18 protein-coding genes are annotated in these 21,250 nt (G+C 64.3%); 5 read left to right on the top strand and 13 right to left on the bottom strand.

Annotated elements, in window-relative coordinates:
• Positions 1–59 precede the first annotated feature (59 nt).
• Positions 60–701, top strand: a complete 642-nt coding sequence (locus GWC77_RS13175; protein ID WP_173257376.1) for a cysteine hydrolase family protein — start codon at positions 60–62, stop codon at positions 699–701.
• A 44-nt stretch (positions 702–745) separates the two neighbouring features.
• On the opposite strand, the gene GWC77_RS13170 is transcribed toward GWC77_RS13175, so the two are convergent.
• Positions 746–1,375 carry a TetR family transcriptional regulator gene (locus GWC77_RS13170; RefSeq protein ID WP_173257374.1) on the bottom strand — a complete coding sequence of 210 codons (630 nt, stop codon included), beginning with the start codon at positions 1,373–1,375 and terminating at the stop codon, positions 746–748.
• 451 nt (positions 1,376–1,826) lie between these two features.
• Between GWC77_RS13170 and GWC77_RS13165 the strand changes: the two genes are divergently transcribed.
• From GWC77_RS13165 to GWC77_RS13155, 3 genes are read left to right on the top strand one after another with little or no spacing between them, the layout of a single operon-like run.
• Complete coding sequence (locus tag GWC77_RS13165) at positions 1,827–3,038, top strand: efflux RND transporter periplasmic adaptor subunit (protein ID WP_173257372.1); 1,212 nt, start codon at positions 1,827–1,829, stop codon at positions 3,036–3,038.
• A gap of 18 nt (positions 3,039–3,056) precedes the next feature.
• Complete coding sequence (locus GWC77_RS13160) at positions 3,057–6,314, top strand: efflux RND transporter permease subunit (protein ID WP_173257370.1); 3,258 nt, start codon at positions 3,057–3,059, stop codon at positions 6,312–6,314.
• Positions 6,315–6,321: 7 nt separating this feature from the next.
• A complete protein-coding gene (locus tag GWC77_RS13155) occupies positions 6,322–7,851 on the top strand; it encodes an efflux transporter outer membrane subunit (RefSeq protein ID WP_173257435.1) in 1,530 nt (509 codons plus the stop codon).
• Between the two features lie 343 nt (positions 7,852–8,194).
• Here GWC77_RS13155 and GWC77_RS13150 read toward each other — a convergent pair whose 3' ends face one another.
• The 12 genes from GWC77_RS13150 to GWC77_RS13095 form a co-directional block, all read right to left on the bottom strand.
• A complete protein-coding gene (locus GWC77_RS13150; RefSeq protein WP_367949044.1) occupies positions 8,195–9,259 on the bottom strand; it encodes a TadE/TadG family type IV pilus assembly protein in 1,065 nt (354 codons plus the stop codon).
• Between the two features lie 34 nt (positions 9,260–9,293).
• The gene (locus GWC77_RS13145) at positions 9,294–9,737 is read right to left on the bottom strand and encodes a TadE/TadG family type IV pilus assembly protein (RefSeq protein WP_173257368.1); all 444 of its coding nucleotides are present in this window, start codon (positions 9,735–9,737) and stop codon (positions 9,294–9,296) included.
• Positions 9,734–10,603 carry a lipopolysaccharide assembly protein LapB gene (locus tag GWC77_RS13140; protein WP_173257367.1) on the bottom strand — a complete coding sequence of 290 codons (870 nt, stop codon included), beginning with the start codon at positions 10,601–10,603 and terminating at the stop codon, positions 9,734–9,736. The genes GWC77_RS13145 and GWC77_RS13140 overlap by 4 nt, the downstream gene beginning before the upstream one ends.
• Positions 10,604–10,654: 51 nt before the next feature.
• Positions 10,655–11,599 (bottom strand): type II secretion system F family protein, encoded by a 945-nt coding sequence (locus tag GWC77_RS13135; RefSeq protein ID WP_173257365.1) that lies wholly within the window; start codon positions 11,597–11,599, stop codon positions 10,655–10,657.
• A complete protein-coding gene (locus tag GWC77_RS13130; protein ID WP_173257363.1) occupies positions 11,596–12,594 on the bottom strand; it encodes a type II secretion system F family protein in 999 nt (332 codons plus the stop codon). The genes GWC77_RS13135 and GWC77_RS13130 overlap by 4 nt, the downstream gene beginning before the upstream one ends.
• On the bottom strand, positions 12,591–14,042 hold the full coding sequence (locus GWC77_RS13125) for a CpaF family protein (RefSeq protein ID WP_254366935.1): 1,452 nt from the start codon (positions 14,040–14,042) through the stop codon (positions 12,591–12,593). The genes GWC77_RS13130 and GWC77_RS13125 overlap by 4 nt, the downstream gene beginning before the upstream one ends.
• Positions 14,042–15,268, bottom strand: a complete 1,227-nt coding sequence (locus GWC77_RS13120; RefSeq protein WP_173257361.1) for an AAA family ATPase — start codon at positions 15,266–15,268, stop codon at positions 14,042–14,044. Before GWC77_RS13120 ends, GWC77_RS13125 begins: the two co-directional genes overlap by 1 nt.
• A gap of 14 nt (positions 15,269–15,282) precedes the next feature.
• Positions 15,283–15,648 carry a CpaD family pilus assembly lipoprotein gene (locus tag GWC77_RS13115; protein ID WP_254366939.1) on the bottom strand — a complete coding sequence of 122 codons (366 nt, stop codon included), beginning with the start codon at positions 15,646–15,648 and terminating at the stop codon, positions 15,283–15,285.
• 89 nt (positions 15,649–15,737) lie between these two features.
• On the bottom strand, positions 15,738–17,057 hold the full coding sequence (locus GWC77_RS13110) for a type II and III secretion system protein family protein (RefSeq protein ID WP_254366938.1): 1,320 nt from the start codon (positions 17,055–17,057) through the stop codon (positions 15,738–15,740).
• Positions 17,058–17,187: 130 nt separating this feature from the next.
• Positions 17,188–18,192 carry a Flp pilus assembly protein CpaB gene (gene cpaB / locus GWC77_RS13105; protein WP_173257356.1) on the bottom strand — a complete coding sequence of 335 codons (1,005 nt, stop codon included), beginning with the start codon at positions 18,190–18,192 and terminating at the stop codon, positions 17,188–17,190.
• An 18-nt stretch (positions 18,193–18,210) separates the two neighbouring features.
• Positions 18,211–18,777 (bottom strand): prepilin peptidase, encoded by a 567-nt coding sequence (locus tag GWC77_RS13100; protein WP_254366934.1) that lies wholly within the window; start codon positions 18,775–18,777, stop codon positions 18,211–18,213.
• A gap of 84 nt (positions 18,778–18,861) precedes the next feature.
• Positions 18,862–19,047 (bottom strand): Flp family type IVb pilin, encoded by a 186-nt coding sequence (locus GWC77_RS13095; protein WP_173257354.1) that lies wholly within the window; start codon positions 19,045–19,047, stop codon positions 18,862–18,864.
• 592 nt (positions 19,048–19,639) lie between these two features.
• On the opposite strand from GWC77_RS13095, the gene GWC77_RS13090 reads away from it, so the two are divergent.
• Positions 19,640–21,106 (top strand): xylulokinase, encoded by a 1,467-nt coding sequence (locus GWC77_RS13090; RefSeq protein ID WP_173257353.1) that lies wholly within the window; start codon positions 19,640–19,642, stop codon positions 21,104–21,106.
• Positions 21,107–21,250: the final 144 nt, after the last annotated feature.

Genomic DNA, 21,250 nt, shown 5'->3' with positions numbered 1-21,250 from the left:
AACGGAAGAATGGAGTCCGTCTTCCGCCTCGCGGACCCTTTCGACATCAGGAGCTCACCATGTCCCGTTTCCCGCGCCGTGCACTCGTCGTCATCGACGTGCAGAACGAATATGTCACCGGCGATTTGCCGATCGAATTTCCGAACGTCCAGAGTTCGCTCGCCAATATCGGGCGGGCGATGGATGCGGCTCGCGCCGCCTCGGTCCCTATCGTCGTGGTCCAGAACTTCGCGCCAGCGGGCTCGCCGCTTTTTGCGCGCGGCACGCCGGGAGCTGAACTGCATCCGGTGGTCGCCGGCCGTGAGCGCGATCACTACGTCGAGAAATCGCTGCCGAGCGCATTCGCGGGGACCGACCTTGCTCAATGGCTCGCCGAGCGGGAAATCGACACGTTGACGGTGGTCGGCTACATGACGCACAACTGCGACGCCTCGACCATCGTTCACGCGCTGCACGCGGGTTTCGCCGTCGAGTTTCTGTCCGACGCCTCGGGTTCAGTGCCCTACGAGAACAGCGCAGGCTTTGCGAGCGCGCAGGAGATTCATCGCGTCTATTGCGTGGTGCTGCAGTCGCGCTTCGCGTCCGTGGCCGATACCGACACATGGCTCGCGGCGCTTGCAGCGGGCGAGCCGCTCGAGCGCGGCTCGATCTACGCGTCGAACCAGGCCGCCCGGCAGCGCGCCGCGGCGATGCGGGCTTAGGCGTAGGGTCGCTGGCGCGACGAGCGGCTCTGCGTTACGTCCGTTCACGCGCGGCGCAGAGCCTGGCTCGTACGCAGCGTATGAAGGCACGCATCGACGAACGCTTCGATGTGCGCGCTGAGGTCGATCTTCGGCGGAAGCATCAGTGCATCGCGCAGACATCCTCCGACGAACGCGTGCAGAAACAGTGCCGCGCGTTGGGTATCGAGATCCGGCGGCAACTGGCCGCGCTCGATGGCCGCGCGCAGATCGTCCTCGAGTTTGCCGAGCCCTTCTTCCATGCTGGCCTGATGGCGCGCCTTGACGGGCCCCATTTCGTCGACGAATTCGCATTTCAGGAAAAGGATATCGAAGACGCGGCGGCGTTGCGGATCGATAGCCGCCGCGCGCAAACACCATTTGAGTTTCTCGGCCAGCCGCAGTAGGGGATCGGGCGGCTGGCCATCGCCGGCGGAAAGCTCGTCGAGCGGCAACAAGACGCGGTCGAACATCGCCGTGAAGACATCGCCTTTGTTCGCAAAGTGCCAATAGATCGCGCCGCGCGTGACACCGGCCTGCGCAGCGATGTCGGCGAGCGAGGTCCGCGACACACCCTTGTCATAAAACACCTGCTCCGCTGCATCGAGAATCCGGTTGCGCGTCTCTCGTGCCTCTTCTTTCGTTTTCCTGACCATCTTGCTTTCCGCTTGGCGGGTTTCGTCGATTCCCGACAGTCACGTGTCTGTAACGATACAGTCGGACAAATAGAACGGATCGATTGATTACCGCGTGTTACAGGCGAGAATTGTTGCTCGAAATCCGCATCTTTCGCAACGAAAACCTTTTACATACATCGATGAATGTATATACAATACCGTCCTACGTTTGAATGGTCCAGTGCGGATTCCCGGTAATATCGGTCCCTGGCTGTGGCGCGCGGGATCGCGCGCCAGCTTTGCGCTGTCGCTCGAGGCGCGCCGCCGGTTTCTCAGCGCGGTGCCGCGCGCCCGACGTGCCGTGCATGTTCGGCCCTCTCGTGGGGCCGTCGTCTTCAAGCGTTTCGCGACATGAGTCGCGCCGCGCGCCTCGCGGGAATGGGGCGCAGCGGGCCTACTTTGTTCCCAGTCATTGATCAGAGGTCGCTCCATGCGTGTCGAAACGGTTCCTCTTCGCCTGATCGCTACCGCGACGGCTGCCATGATTCTCGCGGCGTGCGGACAAAAGCAGTCGGCACCGCCGCCGCAAACGCCCGAGGTGGGCGTCGTCACCGTCACGACCAGCGCCGTCCCCGTCACGAGCGAGTTGCCGGGACGCACGAGCGCCTTCCTCGTGGCGCAGGTGCGTGCGCGCGTCGACGGTATCGTGCTGCGCCGCGAGTTCACCGAAGGCAGCGAAGTGAAGGCCGGCCAGCGCTTGTACAAGATCGACCCGGCGCCCTATCTCGCCTCGCTCAATAGTGCGAAGGCGTCGCTGGCCAAGGCGCAGGCCAATCTGGCCAGCACGACGGCCCAAGCGAACCGCTACAAGGTGCTCGTGGCCGCGAACGCGGTCAGCAAGCAGGACTACGACAATGCCGTTGCCGCGCAGGGGCAGGCCGCGGCGGACGTCGCGTCGGCCAAGGCCGCCGTTCAGACGGCGCAGATCAATGTCGGCTACACGGACGTCGTCGCGCCCATCACGGGCCGCACCGGCGTCTCGCAAGTCACGCCGGGCGCGTATGTGCAGGCGAGCGCGGCCACGCTCATGGATACGATTCAGCAGCTCGATCCGATGTACGTCGATCTCACGCAGTCGAGCCTCGACGGGCTCAAGCTGCGTCGCGAAATCCAGGAAGGGCGCTTGAAGACGAATGGACCGGGCGCCGCGAAGGTCACGTTGATTCTCGAAGATGGCAGGACGTACGCGCAACAGGGCAAGCTGCAGTTTTCCGATGTGACCGTCGATCAGTCGACGGGCTCGATCACGGTGCGCGCGATCTTCCCGAACCCGAACCGGGTCCTGCTGCCGGGCATGTTCGTGCGCGCGCGCATCGAGGAGGGCGTCAACGAGCGCGCGATGCTCGTGCCGCAAGTCGGCGTCACGCACGATCAGAAAGGACAGGCGAGCGCGCTCGTCGTCGGTGCCGACGGCAAGGTCGCGCCGCGTCCGCTCGTGACCGCGGGCATGCGTGGGCCCGACTGGATCGTCGAGAGCGGCTTGAATCCGGGCGACCGCGTGATCGTTCAGGGCACGGAGAAAGTCCGCCCGGGCATGGCCGTGAAGGCCGTACCGGCCCAGCTCGCGGCGCCGGCATCCGGCGCCTCCACCGCCACGGCCCCGCAGCCGGCGTCGGCATCGCAGCCCGCGTCCGGCGCGTAACAGAGGGGAGCCCGTTACATGGCCAAGTTTTTTATCGATCGACCGATTTTCGCGTGGGTGATTGCGATCATCCTGATGCTGGCGGGGATTGCGTCGATCTTCAATCTGCCGATCGCGCAGTACCCCACGATCGCGCCGCCCTCGATCCAGATCAGCGCGTCCTATCCGGGCGCCTCGGCGAAGACGGTCGAAAATACGGTGACGCAGGTCATCGAGCAGCAGATGAGCGGCCTCGATCACCTGCTGTACCTCTCGTCGACGAGCGACGATTCGGGCACCGCCACGATCACGCTGACGTTTGCCGCCGGCACCAATCCTGACATCGCGCAGGTGCAGGTGCAAAACAAGCTCTCGCTCGCCACGCCGCTTTTGCCGTCGGTCGTGCAGCAGCTCGGCACGAAGGTGACGAAATCGAGCAGCAGCTTCCTGCTCGTGCTCGCGTTCGTGTCCGAAGACGGCAGCATGAACAAGTACGACCTTGCGAACTATGTCGCCTCGAACATTCAGGATCCGATCAGCCGTATCGACGGCGTCGGCACCTTGTCGCTGTTCGGCACACAGTACGCGATGCGGATCTGGCTCGACCCGAACAAGCTGACGAACTACGGGCTCACGCCGGTCGACGTCTCGACGGCGATACAGAACCAGAACGTGCAGGTCGCAGCCGGCCAGCTGGGCGGGACGCCCTCCGTGCCGGGACAGATGCTGCAGGCCACGATCACCGAGCAGACGCTGCTGCGCACGCCCGGTCAGTTCGGCGACATCTTGCTGAAGGTGAACCCGGACGGTTCGCAGGTGCGCATCAAGGACGTTGCGCGCATCGAGCTCGGCGGCGAAAACTACAACGTCGACACCGCCTACAACGGTCAGCCGACCGTCGGTATGGGCATTCAGCTCGCCACGGGCGCCAACGCGCTGCAGACGGCCAAGCTCGTGCGCCAGCGCGTCGAAGAGCTGTCGCGGTACTTCCCGCACGGCCTTGCGGTGAAGTACCCGTACGACACGACGCCGTTCGTGCGGCTGTCCATCGAGGAAGTGATCAAGACGCTGCTCGAAGGCATCGTGCTCGTCTTCCTGGTCATGTACCTGTTCCTGCAGAACCTGCGTGCGACGTTGATTCCGACGATCGCGGTGCCGGTGGTGCTGCTCGGTACGTTCGCGATCATGAACGCCGTGGGCTTCTCGATCAACGTGCTCTCGATGTTCGGCCTCGTGCTGGCGATCGGTCTGCTCGTCGACGATGCGATCGTCGTGGTCGAGAACGTCGAGCGCGTCATGGCCGAGGAGGGCTTATCGCCCCGGGAGGCGACGAGAAAGGCGATGAGCCAGATCACGGGCGCGCTCGTCGGCGTGGCGCTCGTGCTCTCGGCCGTGTTCGTGCCGGTGGCGCTCTCGGGCGGCTCGGTGGGCGCGATCTACCGGCAGTTCTCGCTGACGATCGTCGCGGCGATGGTGCTCTCGGTGCTCGTCGCGCTGATTCTGACGCCGGCGCTGTGCGCGACGATCCTCAAGCCGATACCGGCAGGCCATCACGAGGAAAAGACGGGCTTCTTCGGCTGGTTCAACCGCACCTTCAACACGAGCCGCGAGAAATATCAGAAAGGCGTGCATCACGTCATTCGCCGTTCGAGCCGATGGCTGCTGATCTATATCGTCGTCATCGTCGCGATCGGTCTGCTGTTCGTGCGCTTGCCGAAATCGTTCCTGCCTGACGAGGATCAGGGCTACGCGTTCATTCTCGTGCGCACGCCGACAGGCTCCACGCAGGAGACGACGGGCAAGACGCTCGCGAACATCGCCGACTATCTGCTCAACAAAGAGAAATCGGTCGTCGAATCGGTGTTCACGGTCAACGGCTTCAGCTTCGCGGGCCGCGGCCAGAACTCGGGTCTCGTCTTCGTGCGGCTAAAGGATTACGGCGAGCGGCAGCACGCGGACCAGAAGGTGCAGGCCGTCATTCAGCGGATGTTCATGCACTATGCGAACTACAAGGACGGGCTCGTCATTCCGTTCAATCCGCCGTCGATCCCCGAGCTCGGTACCGCGTCCGGCTTCGACTTCGAGCTGACCGACAACGCGGGGCATGGTCACGAGGCGCTGATGGCGGCGCGCGATCAGTTGCTCGGGATGGCGGCCAAGGATCCGACGCTTGCGCTGGTCCGGCCGAACGGCTTGAATGACACGCCGCAGTTCAAAGTCGATATCGACCGCGAAAAAGCGCAGGCGCTCGGCGTCACCGCGGAAGCGATCGACCAGACGTTCTCGATTGCCTGGGCGTCGAAGTACGTGAACAACTTCCTCGATACGGACAACCGGATCAAGAAGGTCTACCTGCAGTCCGATGCACCGTTCCGGATGTCGCCCGAGGATATGTCGAAGTGGTACGTGCGTAACGGCTCGGGCGCCATGGTGCCGTTCACAGCGTTCGCGTCGGGGCAATGGACCTACGGCTCGCCGAAACTGGAACGCTTCAACGGGATCTCGGCGGTCGAGATTCAAGGGCAGGCCGCGGCCGGCAAGAGTACGGGACAGGCCATGACGGCCATGGAACGGCTCGCCGCGAAACTGCCGGCCGGGATCGGCTACGCATGGACGGGGCTCTCGTATCAGGAACTCCAGTCGGGTTCGCAGGCGCCGATTTTGTACGGCATCTCGATCCTCGTCGTGTTCCTGTGTCTTGCCGCGCTGTATGAAAGCTGGTCGATTCCGTTCTCGGTCATCATGGTGGTGCCGCTGGGCGTGATCGGCGCACTGCTGGCCGCCACGGTGCGCGGGCTCGAGAACGACGTGTTCTTCCAAGTCGGTCTGCTGACGACGGTGGGGCTTTCGGCGAAGAACGCGATTCTGATCGTCGAATTCGCGCGCGAGTTGCAGCACAAGGAAGGCATGGGACCTGTCGAGGCGGCGATGGAAGCATCGCGGCTGCGGTTGCGGCCGATTCTGATGACATCGCTGGCGTTCATTCTGGGCGTGATGCCGCTTGCGATCAGCAACGGCGCGGGCTCCGCCAGCCAGCACGCGATCGGTACGGGCGTGATCGGCGGGATGCTGACCGCAACGTTCCTGGCCATTTTCTTCATCCCGATGTTCTTCGTCGTCATTCGCGCGAAGTTCTCCGGCGAGACCGAGGATCCCGACGAAGCCGCGCGCTTGGCCCAAGCGCATCATGCGCCGAAGCTGGAAGATGGCGGTGAGCGTGGGGACGGCCATGGCGGCAATGATGGCAACGGCGGTAACAGTGGCGCGGGCGGCGGTCCCCGCAATGAAGGACAGTGACATGCAGATGCGAAACCATTCCCTGATTGCGATCGCGGTTGCGGTGTTTGCCGCGGGCTGCTCGTTCCAGCCCAAGTACGAGCGCCCGGCGCCGCCGGTAGCTGCGGCGTTCCCGAGTTCGGGCGTTTATGCCACGCAGCCGGCCGGCACGCCGGGCCGCAGTGCCGGCGGTCAAGCGGCGGCCGATATCGGCTGGAAGAACTTTTTCGTCGACGAGCGCTTGCAGCGGCTCATCGAGATCGCGCTGGCGAACAACCGGGACTTGCGCGTATCCGTGCTCAATGTCGATCAGGCGCGTGCGCAATATCGCATCACGCGTGCCGACCTGTTCCCGACGCTCGATGCGTCGGGCCAGGAAAGCGTCTCGCGTACGCCGAAGGATTTGAGCTTTTTCGGCAAGACGATTTCGCGGACATATTCGGTCGGGCTCGACGCTTCCTGGGAAATCGACTTTTGGGGCCGTATACGCAGTCTCAAGGACCAGGCGCTCGAGCAATATCTCTCGACGGCGCAGGCGCGCAAAGCGGCTGAGATTTCGCTCGTCTCGCAGGTGGCCGACGAGTATCTGCAGATGCTCGCGTTCGACGATCTGCTCAAGGTGACCGAAGACACGCTGAAATCGGCGCAGAGCTCCTACGATCTGACAAAGCTGCAATTCGATAACGGCACGGGCTCCGAGCTTTCGTTGCGTCAGGCGGAGACGGTCGTCGAGCAGGCGAAGGCAAATCGCGAAGCACAGGCCCGTTCGCGTGCGCAGGCGGAAAACGCACTCGCGCTGCTGATCGGGCAGTCGCTGCCCGACGATCTGCCGCCCGGCCGCTCGCTTGGCGATCAGGCGCTTTTGAGCGATATCCCGGCGGGGCTGCCGTCCGATTTGTTGACGCGCCGACCCGACATCATGGAAGCGGAGGCTTCGCTGCGCGCGGCGAATGCGAATATCGGCGCGGCACGTGCGGCGTTTTTCCCGAAGATTTCGCTGACGGGTTCGGCTGGTACCGAGAGCTTGACGCTTGGTGGATTGTTCAAGCCTGGGTCGGCGGCTTGGAGTTTTACACCGCAAATTTCGCTGCCGATTTTTGAGGGTGGGCGGAATATCGCAAATCTCGATCTTGCCAATATTCAGAAGCGGATCGAGATCGCGAAGTATGAGAAGGCGATTCAGTCGGCGTTTCGGGATGTGGCCGATGGGCTCGCGGCGCGGAGTACTTATGATGCGCAGATCGGTGCGCTCGAGCGCAATACGAATGCGGAGCAGCGGGCGCTTGATTTGTCGCAGCTGCGGTATCGGAATGGCGTCGATAGTTATCTGCAGGTGTTGACCGCGCAGACCAATTTGTATTCGGCGCAGCAATCGCTGATCAATGCGCGTGTCGCACGGCTGACCAGTCTTGTTGATCTGTATGTGGCGCTCGGCGGTGGGTGGGTGCAGCAGACGGGTGAGACACCGAGGCCGGCGGACGCGGGGACGGATTATGGGTCGTTGCCTGCCCAGGTGCCGCAAGGCGGGGCTTCGGCGGTGAAGGCGCCGGCTAGTTGAGGCGGCCGCGCTTTTCAAAATGATTTTGAACCGGCGAGCGGCAATCCAGCTCGCCGGTTTCGTTTTATACATCCCGCGAGCACGGGTCGGCGCAGCAATTCGATCGCTCTGCGAGGGGACGACGCCGTCCGAAGCTAACTGTTGACGGCAGCGAACGTCCCGCTAAGATGCGAGTTTATTGATTGAACATAAACTTGCTAAGGTCCCTACAAGATGGATCCGGTACGGAATCCGTATGCACCGGGTGCTGGCACCCCTCCGCCTATGATCGTCCAGCCGATCACGCATGAGCGCCGATAGCAATAGCGCGACTCTTGCGGGTGCGATGTCGGTCCGGGCATGTTCAATACGCGATCCGCGGTGCCACATAGCTGCCGTAGCCGGTGCCAATGCCCGATGCCTGAGTGGGTATCTTGAAGCCTGCGACGAAATGGCCGGTAATGTACTTGGAGCTGGCGCCGTTCGACGTATCGATGTGGAAGGCGGCGAACGCGACGATCGGCGTGCTACCGCTCGTCGAAACATTGGTGCCGACAGGCATAACAACGGTGACACCCGTCGGCACGCTGCTGTAGATCGTGTCTTTTACGCCTGGCTGAACGTAGATGCTGTCCCCAATCGACAACGCGGTAGGATTGCCGTTGGTGATGAGTCCGCGGATGGTCGGCGTATCGTTTGCGACGGTTTTGAACGAAGTCCACTGCCCGGCTTCGCATGAGCCGCCATAGGTGGCGCCGTTGCCGATTGAGAACGATTTGGGTTGGCCGGCCGCGTCGAGCTTCGGCTGATTCGTCGTGCTGTCCCAATATTGGTTGTAGACGCACTGATCCATTACGACGGGAAAAAGCCCGCCGGCCGGGAGCGCCGAGGGCGGCGTAATGACCGCGACGGACGTTGCGCTATCGGAGGTGGACGGCATGCCGAGCAGCGCGCCGAGCAAGAGTGTGACGAGTCCGCCGTTGGTACTCGCATCTCGCGTGACGGTGACCTGCACGGCTGGTTCGGGCATGTGCCCTGAAAGAGGCGGTAGGATGACCGCGCTGGGCGCAACCAAAGTCGGGGACGTCGCGGCGACGTCCCAGTAGCCGGTCTTGACCGTTCCGGTCGATAGCTTGACGCCGTCCGATATGTTCAATGGGACCGCGGCCGTTGCAGATGCTGCGGCCGCCGTCCAGTTGGGCACAGTGGAACCCGTCGTGAGCGCGCCGGCACCGGCGAGCGCCGCTGCATCGGCTGCATTCTGCAATTCGTGGCTGACGGCGAAAAAGCGCGGAACATCGACCGCGAAAGCGCCGAACATCAGCAACAGCGGCAAGGTGAACAAGAACCAGAGCGCAGCCGATCCACGCTCTTTGGAACGGCCTGGCCACCGGCGCGAGTGGCCGGGACCAGCAGCTAACGGCCCAATCGCAGCGGAATTGAGTTCGCTCGAGTAAAGGCGCTCATTCACAGTTCATTACCGCCGTGGCTGTTAGCGTGAGAGGACCCGTCAGCGCGCTGAATGCCGAGCCGACCATGAGCCCGTTATACGTGTACTTGATCGTCACTTGCAGTGCATTGCCGCTGCCGATCGTCAAGCAACTGCCCGACGGAGTGACTGTCGGCGTCGTGGCCGTCCCGCCACTCACGAGGCTGCCCTGCATGAAGGTCAACGCGACGTTCTGGATCTGGGTCGTTGTGTAGGGCGTCGAACGCAACACCACGCCCTGACGCGCCGCGGCGCCCGCGGCGTTCGTAATGATTGCCTTGTCGCAAAGCAGCAGGCTCATGTCGATGATCCCGAGCATCAGCATCAGCAAGAACGGCAGCATGAGCACGAACTCGAGCGAGACGATGCCGCCCGCGCGTGTGCGGCGATGCCTGCCGAGATGCCGACGCGGTTTCATCGAATGGCTCCGCCCGACGAAATGCCGTCTCCCGGCACCGGTACCGCGTGCGCGCCGCTGCCGACTTGTGCCGTCAATCGTTCACGCAAGTCGCGATAGAAACGCAGATTGTCTTCGGCCGATTCGGCCGGCATCTCCGATACGAGAATGCGCTTGGCCGCCTCGCCGTTGCCGAGCAAGCCATAGGCGAGCGCGAGGTTCTGGCGCGCTTGCGGAGGCGCATCGGCCAGGCTCGCAATGTCGAGCAATACGTTCGCGCCGGCTCGCGCCTGGCCCGAGAGCACGAGCGACAACCCCAGGTCTGCCTTGAGGCCCTGAACTTCGGGGTGGCGTTCCAGCGCGGCGCGATAGACAGCCTGCGCCTCTTCATGCCGGCCCAACAGGTCCAGCGTCGCTCCGAGTCCCTCGGCCGCCACCGCGTTATCGGGATAGGCCGAGGTCAACTTGCGGTAGCGCTGCTCCGCTTCGCCCAAATGCCGCTGGCGTAGCGCGATGCGCGCGAGTCCCAGTTGGGTGCGCGGATCGTCGGGGGCCGAAGCCGCGACGCGCGCATAGAGCACGCTGGCTCGGGCAAGGTCGCCCGTCTGATAGATCGTATCGGCGAGACCCAATTGCGCGGGCCGCGATTGCGGATCGGCCTTCAAAAGCTTCTCGAAGAGGGAGAGGGCCAACTGGGTGTCGCCCGCTCCGAGCGCGCTTTCAGCTATATGCAAGTCGGCGTTCGCGTCGGGAATATGGCTGACGGGCACCGGCTGCGGCACCACGTAGTGATTACTCGCGCAGCCCGCCATGAGCAGCGCTGCCGCAATCGACGTGCAGAGCGCCAGCAAGGCGCGATTCGAGCGGGTGGGGCGGGGTGTGGTCATGCCACCTCCAGAAACAAAAACAAAAACCAAAAACAAAACGGAAACGGCCATTCAATGGTGACGAAATACGGCGACGAGCCGGATGGCGGCCGGGCCGACCGCAATGAGCGCCACGGTCGGCATGATGAACAGCATCATCGGCAGCGTCATCTTCGGTGCGAGCTTCGCGGCCTTTTCTTCGAGCGCGACCATTTGCATCGAGCGCTCCGTACGCGATAACGTGCGCAGCGCCTGTGTGATCGGCGTGCCGTACTTCTGGGCCTGCACGAGCGTGGTCACGAGCGCGCGCACCGAGGACAGGCCGATGCGTCCCGCCATGGCGTGCAGCGCGAGACCGCTATCGCCGCCGAGGCTGAGCTCGTCCGCGGTCACGCTGAGTTCGTCGGCTAGCGGCGGGCAGATGATCCGCAGCTCGGTTGCGACGCGCTTGATCGCTACTACGAGGCTGTTGCCGGCGTTCGTGCAGATGACAAGCAGGTCGAGCGCATCGGGCAGGGCAACGGCGATCGCCCGGCGGCGGCGCCGGATGAGAAAACCCATTGCGTACTCCGGCAGCATCATGCCGATCACGAAGGCGCCGGCCATCAGCAGAACGCGGAACATAAAGAATTGCCCGAGTTTAGGCAGATGCCCGCCGAGCGCGATCGCGCTCAAAGCGAGGCAGGCGCCGACGACAACCTTGAGTCCCGACATCACCGCTACGGCGCGCCGGTCGCGAAAGCCGGCACTGGCCAGTCGTGTCGCGAGCTTCGCACGGTCTTCCGCCTGCACGACAGGCATGCGCTCGCCAATCGAGGCCACGCGTGTGGCGAGCCGTTTCGGCACATTGATCGCGGCCGCGGCGGTCTGGGCGTTGCTGCCGCCGCGCACCGTGCTTTGCCGGACCCGTTGGGCGATGCGCGCGCGCTTGCTCGTGCCGCGCAAGACGAGCCACAACGTGATGACGGCAAGCAACAAGAGCAAGGCGGCGTTGCGCCAGAAGTCGGCATTCATCATCGCGAAGTATCCAGGTTGGCAATCTTGCTGATCAGCCACAAGCCGGCCGTCATCAACCCGGCCGCGAGCGCCAGTATCTTGTGACCTGCGTGCGTATTCGTGAGCACTTCGAGGTACGGCCGATTCACGACATAAAACACGCCCATGATCACGAACGGGACGGCCGCGATCATTTTGCTGGCGAGCTTGCCTTCGGCCGTCAACGCCTTGCTCTTTGCGCGGATGTCGCGCCGCGAGCGCACAATGGCCGCCAGGGTCTCGAGGGTCTCCCCGAGGTTGCCGCCTGTTTCGCGTTGAAGGATCAGGCAGACTGTGAAAAACGAAAAATCGGCGATCTGCAAACGCGCTGCCGCCTGTTCGAGCACTTCCTTCAGCTCCGCGCCCACGAGCAGTGCATCGCCCATCGTGCGAAACGTCGTTCGCACGGGTTCTTCGCTTTCGACGCCCGCAATGCAGATGGCTTGAACCGCGGGGATGCCTGCGCGCACCGCGCGAATGATGAGATCGAGTGTGTCGGGAAAGACTGCGAGAAAGCGCAGTCGGAACCGCCCGATGACCCATCGGTAAGCGGCGCGCATTGCGATAACAGTCGCGCCGACTGAAATCGCGAGACGCGCCAACGGGCCCAACGAGAACGACGTCGCGCCGACGAACGACGCGACGAGCGCCACGACACCGACGACGCAGATGAGCCGTATGCCCGCCGCGCCGCCGACCGTGCGAACGCGTTCGTACTTCGCCACGAACGGGGCCAGCAGTGCCGCCTGATCGGGCAGGCGGCGCTTGCGCTTGAGCAGCTCGTGCTGTTTGTCTTGCCCTTCCTTGTCGCTGCGTCGCGTCGTGGCGACCTGCTGTTCGTCACCCAGTTCGGCAATGCGCGTCCGAATGCGCGTGGCCGGTTGCTGCCGCGCCATTTGACGCACGGACCTCACGATGAGGCCCAGCACGACGAGTGCAAAGAATGCACCGGCGGTGACGACGTCCACCGGTCTCATGATTGCATCGCTGCGAGCAGCGCCTCTTCGAGTCCGTAGTAGATAGCCCGTTGCGCGAAAACAGGTCGCAGCGACGAGCATTCGAACGCACCGCGCACTTGCTCTTCATAGGCGCTTGCGTTGTAGCGAAACGTGAAAAGGTCTTGCGTAATCACGACGTCGCCTTCCATGCCCGCGATCTCGGTGACATGCGTCACGCGCCGCACACCGTCGCGCATGCGCTCGACTTGCAAGATCAGATGGACTGCACTCGCAATCTGTCTGCGAATCGACATCAGCGGTAAATTGCCGTTGGCCATCATCACCATGCTTTCGAGTCGCGTGATCGCGTCGCGCGGTGTGTTCGCATGGACCGTCGTCATCGAGCCGTCGTGGCCCGTATTCATCGCTTGCAGCACGTCGAACGCTTCCGTGCCGCGCGTCTCGCCGAGAATGATGCGGTCGGGGCGCATCCGCAGCGCGTTGCGCACGAGGTCTCGCTGAGAAACGCCGCCAAGCCCTTCGCTGTTCTCGGGCCGCGTTTCGAGGCTGACTACATGAGGCTGCTGCAGTTGCAGTTCGGCCGCGTCTTCGATCGTGACGACCCGCTCGCTTTCGTCGATGAAACGCGAGAGCGCGTTCAGGAGTGTCGTCTTGCCGGAGCCCGTACCGCCTGAAATCACGACGTTCAGGCGGCATGCGGTGGCGATCCTCAGCACGTCGACCATTGCCGTCGAGATGTTGCCCTGCTGCGCCATGCGGCCCAGCGTGATATTGCGCTTGGCGAATTTGCGGATCGAGATGGAGGCGCCGCGCAACGCGATGGGCGGCAGTACGACGTTCACGCGGCTGCCGTCGGCCAGTCGCGCGTCCACCATCGGGCTGCTTTCGTCCACGCGCCGACCGACGGCGGCTGCGATGCGCTGCGCGACGTTGATGACGTGTGCGTTGTCGCGGAACTTCAACGGCGTCAACTCGAGACGGCCGCCGCGCTCGACATAGACGTGATCGGGCCCGTTCACGAGGATGTCGGTCACCCGTTCGTCGGCCAGCAACGGCTCGATCGGCCCGATGCCGAACATGTCGTTGACGATCTCGTCGACGATCAGCGTCTGTTCGCCGAGCGTCAGCGTCAGCCTGTCCCGTGCGATCGTCTCGGCCGCGATCTGCTCGATGCCGGCGCGCACGTCGCTGCGCGACATCATCAGTGCGGCGGACATATTCATCGACGAGAAGACCGCCGTGCGTATCGTCTTGAATGTGTCGGAGCGGATGACCGCTTCGTGGCGGTCCGACACGCTCGCGACCGAGGGGGCGTGAATTGCCGCGGAGGCCGCGGTGCTGGCGCTCCCGTCGCGCAAGCTTCCGGCCACAGGCGCGGCGTACGCTGGCTCGGCCGGCGAGGCCGGCAGATCGTCCGTGTCCGTTGCCGGATCGGCGCTCAGCAACCCGTTGCGGCGGCCGAACATCAGCTTGCCCTCCGTGCGGGCGCGAGACGCCGATACCAGGGTGTGCGCGCCGGTGTCGCTGCTTCCTCGTTGCCGGTGATCGAGTTGGCGAGCGCGACGATCGCCGCTGCGAACGGCGAACGCTGCGTGCTGGCGAGCGCCTCTCCGAGATTTTCGGCAAGCGCCAGCGTCTGCGGCTCGTACGGCAGCGAATGGACCGATCCCCGCGCGAGCGCACCGACGAAATCCTTCGAATTCACGCGGCCGGGCACGGGCTGTCTCGACTCGTTTACGAGTACCGATATCGCGGGATTCGCGTCGCGTGCTTCGGCGAACTGGCACAGGCGCGCCGCTTCGCGCGTCGAGTGCACAGAGAGGTCCGCTACGACATGGATCATCGCGCTTGCCTCGAACGCTTCGTCGATCAGCATGCCGCCCCGATGCGGCAAATCCATCACGATGTAATGGAAGTGGCGCTTGAGCATGGCGATGAGTTCGGAGAGCGCCCCCGCGCGCAACGAAAAATCCTGGTTGTACGGTAGTTCGGAGGCCAGGACGAACAAGCGATCGCTCTGCGCGATGAACGCCTGGTTGATCAGCTGTTGGTCGAGCCGATGCGGGTTTTGCAGCAGTTCGATGAGACCGCTCGTGGCGGATACGCCGAACATCGAGGCTGCTGCGCCGCCGTACGGGTCGAGGTCGATGTATGCGATGCGGCGGCGCGTCTTGTCGGCGAGGTGGCTCGCAAGCGCCGTCGCAATCGTCGTCACGCCGACGCCGCCTCGCGTGCCCGCGAAGCTCAGCGCCTTGCCCATTCGCGGCGAAGTGCTCGCGTCGTTTGCGGCGAGCGCACGCCTGACCAGCTCGACCGTGAGCGGTTTGACGAGATAGTCGCGTATGCCGAGTTGCAGCAGGTTTCGGAAAAGGCCGACGTCATTGCGCTCGCCGATTGCGACGACCGTGACCGATGGGTCCACGACATCCGCGAGCCGCATGAGATCGGAAATCGGCATGGCAGAGCCTGACACATCGATGATCAGGTAGTGCGGAGACTCCTTGAGCGCAGTCATGACGCCCACTGCATCGTCGAGCGAACCCAGTGTGACGTGCGAGGTCGCGATGCCTTCATCGACGACTACGTTGTTGATGACCTCGGCGCTGGTGGCGTCGGTGACGACCGCAATGAGCTTCTCCGCGCCGGAAGGGCGCGCGTGGCGTTTGAACAGACTGGTTTCGTGAGCGCCCATGCTGGTCGTCTCCGTTACTGTGAACCCGCCGGCGATGCCGCGGGCGAAGAAGACGAGGAAGACGCCGAATTGCCGCTATAGGCTCCGCTCAGCGGCATTGCGCGGCCTTCTTCGTAGCGCCGCACAGCGCTTGCGGCCAGCGGGGCGTCAGCCCCGGCGTATGGGCGGGGGCTCACGAAATCGGCGGGGCGTGCGACCATTGCCGCGAGATTCGAATACGTGGCGCAGCCGAACGCCACACCTGGGCGTTGCATCCCGGCGTCTCGCATCGGCGCCGCTTCGTTGAGTGCCTCGCATGAGGGCGGGACCGCATGTCCGCCGTTTTCCCCGGGCACGTAGCCGATCACCGACGCGTCGGGCATGCCGAGCGGCGCCGACATGCAGGACGTGAGGCCGATGCTCGCGGCGCCGGCGAAGACGGTAACGATGAGGATGTGCCGTGAGTTCATCATGGTCCGGGTTCTCCTGCTCAGTAGACGAAGCCGGCGGCGCCGACGAGGCGAGGCGACTGCCCCGACAGCGGATCCGCTCCGAGCGAATGCTGGACGGCGAATTCGACGTCGGTGCTCGGGCGCATGATGTCGTCGAGCGCGCCGTGCAATTGTCCTGGGCCGGTCGGGCCGACGATGTAAGGCGTGACGATGACGACGAGCTCGGTCTTGTTGTTCTGGTAGCTCGTCGAGGAAAACAGCTTGCCGAGCACCGGCAGCCGGCCGAGGCCCGGCAGCTCGGACAGGACATCGCTCGACGTGCTTTGCAACAAACCGCCGATGGCGAAGCTTTGCCCGCTCGACAGCTCCACCGTAGTTTCCATACGGCGCACCGTTAGCGCGGGCACGACGATCGAGTTCAGCGTGATGCTGTTCGTCGGATCGATCTGGCTCACTTCGGGGCGCACGCTAAGGCTGATGCGGTTATCCGCCATGACGGTCGGCGTGAAATTGAGCGAGACGCCGTAGGGCTTATATTCGATTGTGATCGTGCTCGTCGAGCCGGTCTGCGGAACGGGAATCGGTAGTTCACCGCCCGCGAGGAAGCTCGCAGTTTGTCCCGAGACGGCGGTCAGATTGGGTTCGGCCAGCATCGTGATCAACCCTTCCTTGTCGAGCGCGTCCAGGACGCCCTCGATCTGCGTGCCGCCAGCCTTGAACCCGCCGAGCACTGAGTACGCGCCCGTCGACGACAGGTTGAAAAGGTTGGTAGTCGAGTCGAAGATTGCGCGCCCGTTGAACAGGCCACCGAAAAAGTTGCCGTTCTTGCCCAACGCGTTCCAGTCGACGCCGAGCTGATGCGTGATGTTGCGATCGACTTCAGTGATGCGAACGCGCAGCAGTACCTGAATCGGATGCGCGACCGTCATCCGGTTGACCAGTTGCTCCTTGGCGTGCAAATAGGGCTGCAGCGTCTGGACGACGGCGTCGGCATCGGCCGCGCTCGGCACCGAGCCGCTTACCATCAGCGAGCCGGGCGCGCTCGTCACATGCACGCCCAACTGCGGAAAGCGCGTATCCAAGAGCCGCTGAACGGAACCCGTGTCCGTGGACACGCTGATCGTCTTGCGCAGGATTTGTCGATTGTTTGCGCCCAATGCAAAGAGCGTCGTCGTGCCGGCCTTCTTGCCGAGCACGAAAACGGAACGCGGCGTGGGCACATGGACATCGGCGATATCGGGGTCCGCCACGAAGACGGCCACGGCCGGCTCGGGCAGCGAGATCATCGTCCCACCGCCCGCCGCGACGGACAATGCGTCCGGTTCGTCGGCCGATGCCGCACGCGCGCCGGCGAGCATCGCAATGCAAAGGAATGCGGCGAGCGCGCCAAAATGCGCGAGCTGCGTCGCGAGTTCGGCGAGCGTGGCCGGGCGATGGCGTGCGCGGCGTGCGAACGGATTGGCGCGTGTGAGGCTGGCCATGTGAGTCCTATGTTCCTGCAGGGGTAGCGGGTTCGTTTGCGGTACGGGCGGGCACGCCCGCTGGCGTACCGGGCGGCAATGGCGGCAGCGGCTGTCCGCCCGGCGGTGCGCCGTTTTGTGCCGAGCCGCCTGCCAGTTCGGCCTTCGAGCCGCGATAGATCATGACTTGCCGGACTTGTGCCGCTGGTCTGCCGGGTGTTGCGGCAGGCGGAGCCACGGCCTTTAGCGCACGCGACACGTCGCCGGCCCAGACGGGCGGCGTTTGCGCGCGTGAGACGTCTTCGGCGTCGGAGCCGTGCTTGTCGCGCGTCGCAAAGCTGCGCAGCGCAAGCGAGAGCGTGCCGAGATGCGCAGCCACGGTGATCGACTGCGCGCCGGCCGGTGTGACTTCGAAAGTCGCCGTTCGCACGTTCGTAGTCGAGGCCGCCGCATCGTCCTTCGGACGTTTGAAGGCAGAGCCGACCGCAAGCACGCGCACGCGTTCCGCAACCGTTTCGGATTCCACAGCCCGCGCCGGCGGAACATCGACGCCCGCATCGGCGCGAATTTGCTGCGTGAGCAGCACGTCGACAAAGTCGCCCGGTTGAATGAGTCCTGCGTTGCCGGAAACGTCGTCGATAGATACCGAGATTGCGCGCATGCCTGGCTTGAGCGCCGCGGCAAGAAAGCCGGGCGCGCTGGGCAAGATGACATCGGTGAGGCCGAGTGGCGTGCCCGCATGCACGGCGTGACGCAGCAAATCACCTTTCAGGTCATTGTTTGCGCCGGCTTCGGGCGAGCCTTCCAACAGCGCGCCGGCCGGGATCTGATCGCGTGGTACCGCTTTCCAGACGAGGTCGGACTCTCTCAACAGCAGACCGTCGGGCAGCTCGTCCGCTGCGGCGCGCACGCGCACGAGCGCAGCGGGCTTCGCAACGCCGGGCGCCGAAGCCGCGATGAACAGCGCGCGAATGACGAAAGCACCAATCGCGGCAACGGCGATGAGCGCGGCAAGCTTCAGAATGTTTGGCATAGGGACGGCGCGTTCTCGTTAGGCAAATCGCGCATGGCCGATTAGCGCGAGACCGAGTGGATGACCGAACGAGGATGTCAGCAGCGTGGCTACGGCACGAATACCGGCTGTCGGCTGCAGCAGCACTGCTATGGCTCCCCCTAGCGCGAGTGGGAGTCCATAGGGGACGCCGCGGGACGCGGAGAGGCAGGTCGTGCGTCGGGCGACACCGCTGCAAGCGGGGTGGCGAAGTGCAAACGCGAGTGCGAGCATTGAAAGGCCGAGGAGGGCGCCGGACACTGAAACGATGACGAGTAGTGCGAGGGCGTAAGCGGGGCCGCACCAAAGCAAGACGGCCGCACCGAACTTCACGTCACCGCCTCCGAGCCAGCCCAGCCGAAAAAACACAGCGGCGAGGCCGAGCGAAAACGCGCCGAGCGCGGCGTGCGCGGCAATTTCCGGGAGCGCGCTGCCGTTCAGTGCCGCCTCCAGTAGATAGAGCGCGGCGAACGCAGATACCCAGACATTGGGCAGACGCCGCCGGCGAAGATCCGAGAGTGCGAGCACGGCAAGGACGAGGTATGCCATCGCTTTGATCGGATCCATGACGAACTCTCCTGGCGGCAAAAGGACGCACCAGTTGCTGATGGGCCCGAGGCTGCGTGCAGCAACGGGCATCCATCCGACCGCTTACGCGGGAAGCTGGGCCTTGATCTTCGTAAACAGGGTGGTGAACAGAGCCGACAATCCATCGGCGCCGCTAAAGACAGTACCGACCGAGACGAGCGCAGCAACCACGATCGCCGCGAGAATGGCATATTCGAGCGCGCTAACGCCGCGCTCGTCGCGCGACAGGGACATGATGAAACGCAGCATGGTGAGCTCCAAAGAAAGTTAGGAATCCGAAGTAATCAGCGACTATCGCAGCGCGAGCACGCCGGGAGGACCAATGGGCCTCTCGGCTTGTTTACGGCTGCCGACGCCGACCCCTTTAGGGAGATTCGGGAAATCCATTAACTTGACCAGGACTCTCGGAACCTCTCGGTAGATTGAATCCTAAAGACATTGGACGGCGTAGCATGCCCCGATATGAAGGCTTAAATTGGTCTAATTCGATCAATTCAAAGATCTGATGAATTGCGGCTATCAATGGCCAACGCCCCTGAGAACCACACCAGACGGGCCGCTCAGGTCGTAGGCGCAAGTAGGAAAAAAATAGGGACATGGCGCGACCATTTGTCCCACCGGTCAATTCGGAGTCCTGAACATATCGTCGCTCAGCCGTTCGTTCGCGACCGCAGTGTGATTCGAGTTGGAGATCGAGTTCGATCGCGAGTGCGCCGTGCGACGGACGGCCTCGAGGTTCGCTGCACGGTGCAGCCTGACGGCACCCGCTATCATGTGTTGCGCTCGCCGTTCCCGCGCCGCGCCAACCCCCATCCGCTCCAAAAAACCGGTTTCCTTCACCATGCGATTTCTCGGTATCGACCTTGGCACCGCCTCGCTCAAGCTTGCGATCCTCGACGAAGACGGGCACGAACGGGCCGCGTCCGGCGCGGCCTATGCGGTCGAGACACCGCAGCCCGGATGGGCGCAAACCCCGGTCGAGGCGTGGTGGCGAGCCCTCATCGACGCCGCGGCGGCTCTGCCACACGAGGAGCGGGCAGGCGTTAAAGCCATCGGCATCGCGGGCCAGATGCACGGCGTGGTACTGACGGACGAGCAGGGCCGCGCAGTGCGCCCGGCGATGCTCTGGCCCGACACGCGCGCCGCGGGCTTACTCGATGCGTGGCCCGAGCCGCAGCCCAACCCCGTCGCGCCCGGCATGGCGGGGCCGCTCTTACGGTGGATCGTGGAAAACGAGCCGAGGGCGGTGGCCGCGACGCGCTGGGCGTTGCAACCGAAGGATTGGCTGCGCGTGGCATTGGGCGGAGCCGCACTCAGCGATCCGTCGGACGCCTGCGCAACCGCGCTTACCGATGCTTCGGGGGCGTGGGACGACGAGCGCATTGCCGCACTTGGGTTGCCGCGCCAGTGGTTCGCGCCGCTCGCGCCTCATTCGTATGCGGCGGCGGGCGAACTATCGGCCGAGGCGGCGCGCTCGCTCGGTCTGCCAGCCGGCATTCCGCTCGCGGTGGGTGCGGCCGACACGGCGAGCGCCGCACTCGGCAGCGGCCTCGCGCACGACGGAGATGCGCTCGTGACCACGGGCAGCGGAGGGCAGATCGTGGTTCTGGCGACGAACGAGCCCCGGCCCGCACGCGGGTTGCATCGCTATCGGACGGCAACGGGGCAGTGGTACCGCATGGCGGCGATGCAGAACGTGGGTGTCGCGCTCGAGCACGTGCGCGCCTGGCTCGGTTACGTTGACTGGCCCGCTGCCTATGCGGACGCGTTCGGCCTGACCAGCACGGAGACGACACGCTCAGCCGTGACATTCCTGCCTTACCTGAGCGGCGAGCGCTCGCCCTGGATGAACCCGGCCGCGCGCGGCGGCTGGCTAGGCCTCGGCCTCGACGACACACGCGGCACGATGATGCGCGCGGCGTTCGAAGGCGTCGCATTCGCGCTGCGTGCGGGGCTCGATGCGATCCGCGCCGATGCGGGGCAAAGTCCGCCGCAACCGGGGCGCGAGGTCGATCGCTTGCGGCTGGCGGGTGGCGGCTCGGTCGATCCGCGCTGGCGGCAATTGCTTGCCGATGCGCTCGATGCCGAACTCGACGCTGTGGATTGCCCCAACGTCGGCGCTCGCGGTGCGGGACTGATCGCGGGGCTGGCGAGCGGCCACTGGCGCGAAGCGGACCTGCCGGCGCTTGCGCCGCCCGCCGAGCCAGTGGCGAGCCCGAGCGGCGATGCGGCGCTGGCCGCGCGATATGCGCGGTTTCTCGATTTATATGGGCGTACGGAAAGCTGGTTCGATGTGGCCAAGCGGTGATGCCGGTCTTCGAGCGAAGAGGCTCCGGCATGTCGAGAAATCATCGACGCGCGTCGCACGGTGGCTCGCGCGAGAAGCGGATTTGCGCGATCATGGCCGTCGCCGCGTGGCGAAGGCATGTAGGCCGACCAAACCACGCCCAAG

Source organism: Paraburkholderia sp. NMBU_R16, assembly GCF_013282575.1.
Classification (GTDB): domain Bacteria; phylum Pseudomonadota; class Gammaproteobacteria; order Burkholderiales; family Burkholderiaceae; genus Trinickia.
The sequence above is the reverse complement of the archived record's forward strand: the minus strand, read 5'-3'. Positions and strand labels throughout refer to the sequence as shown.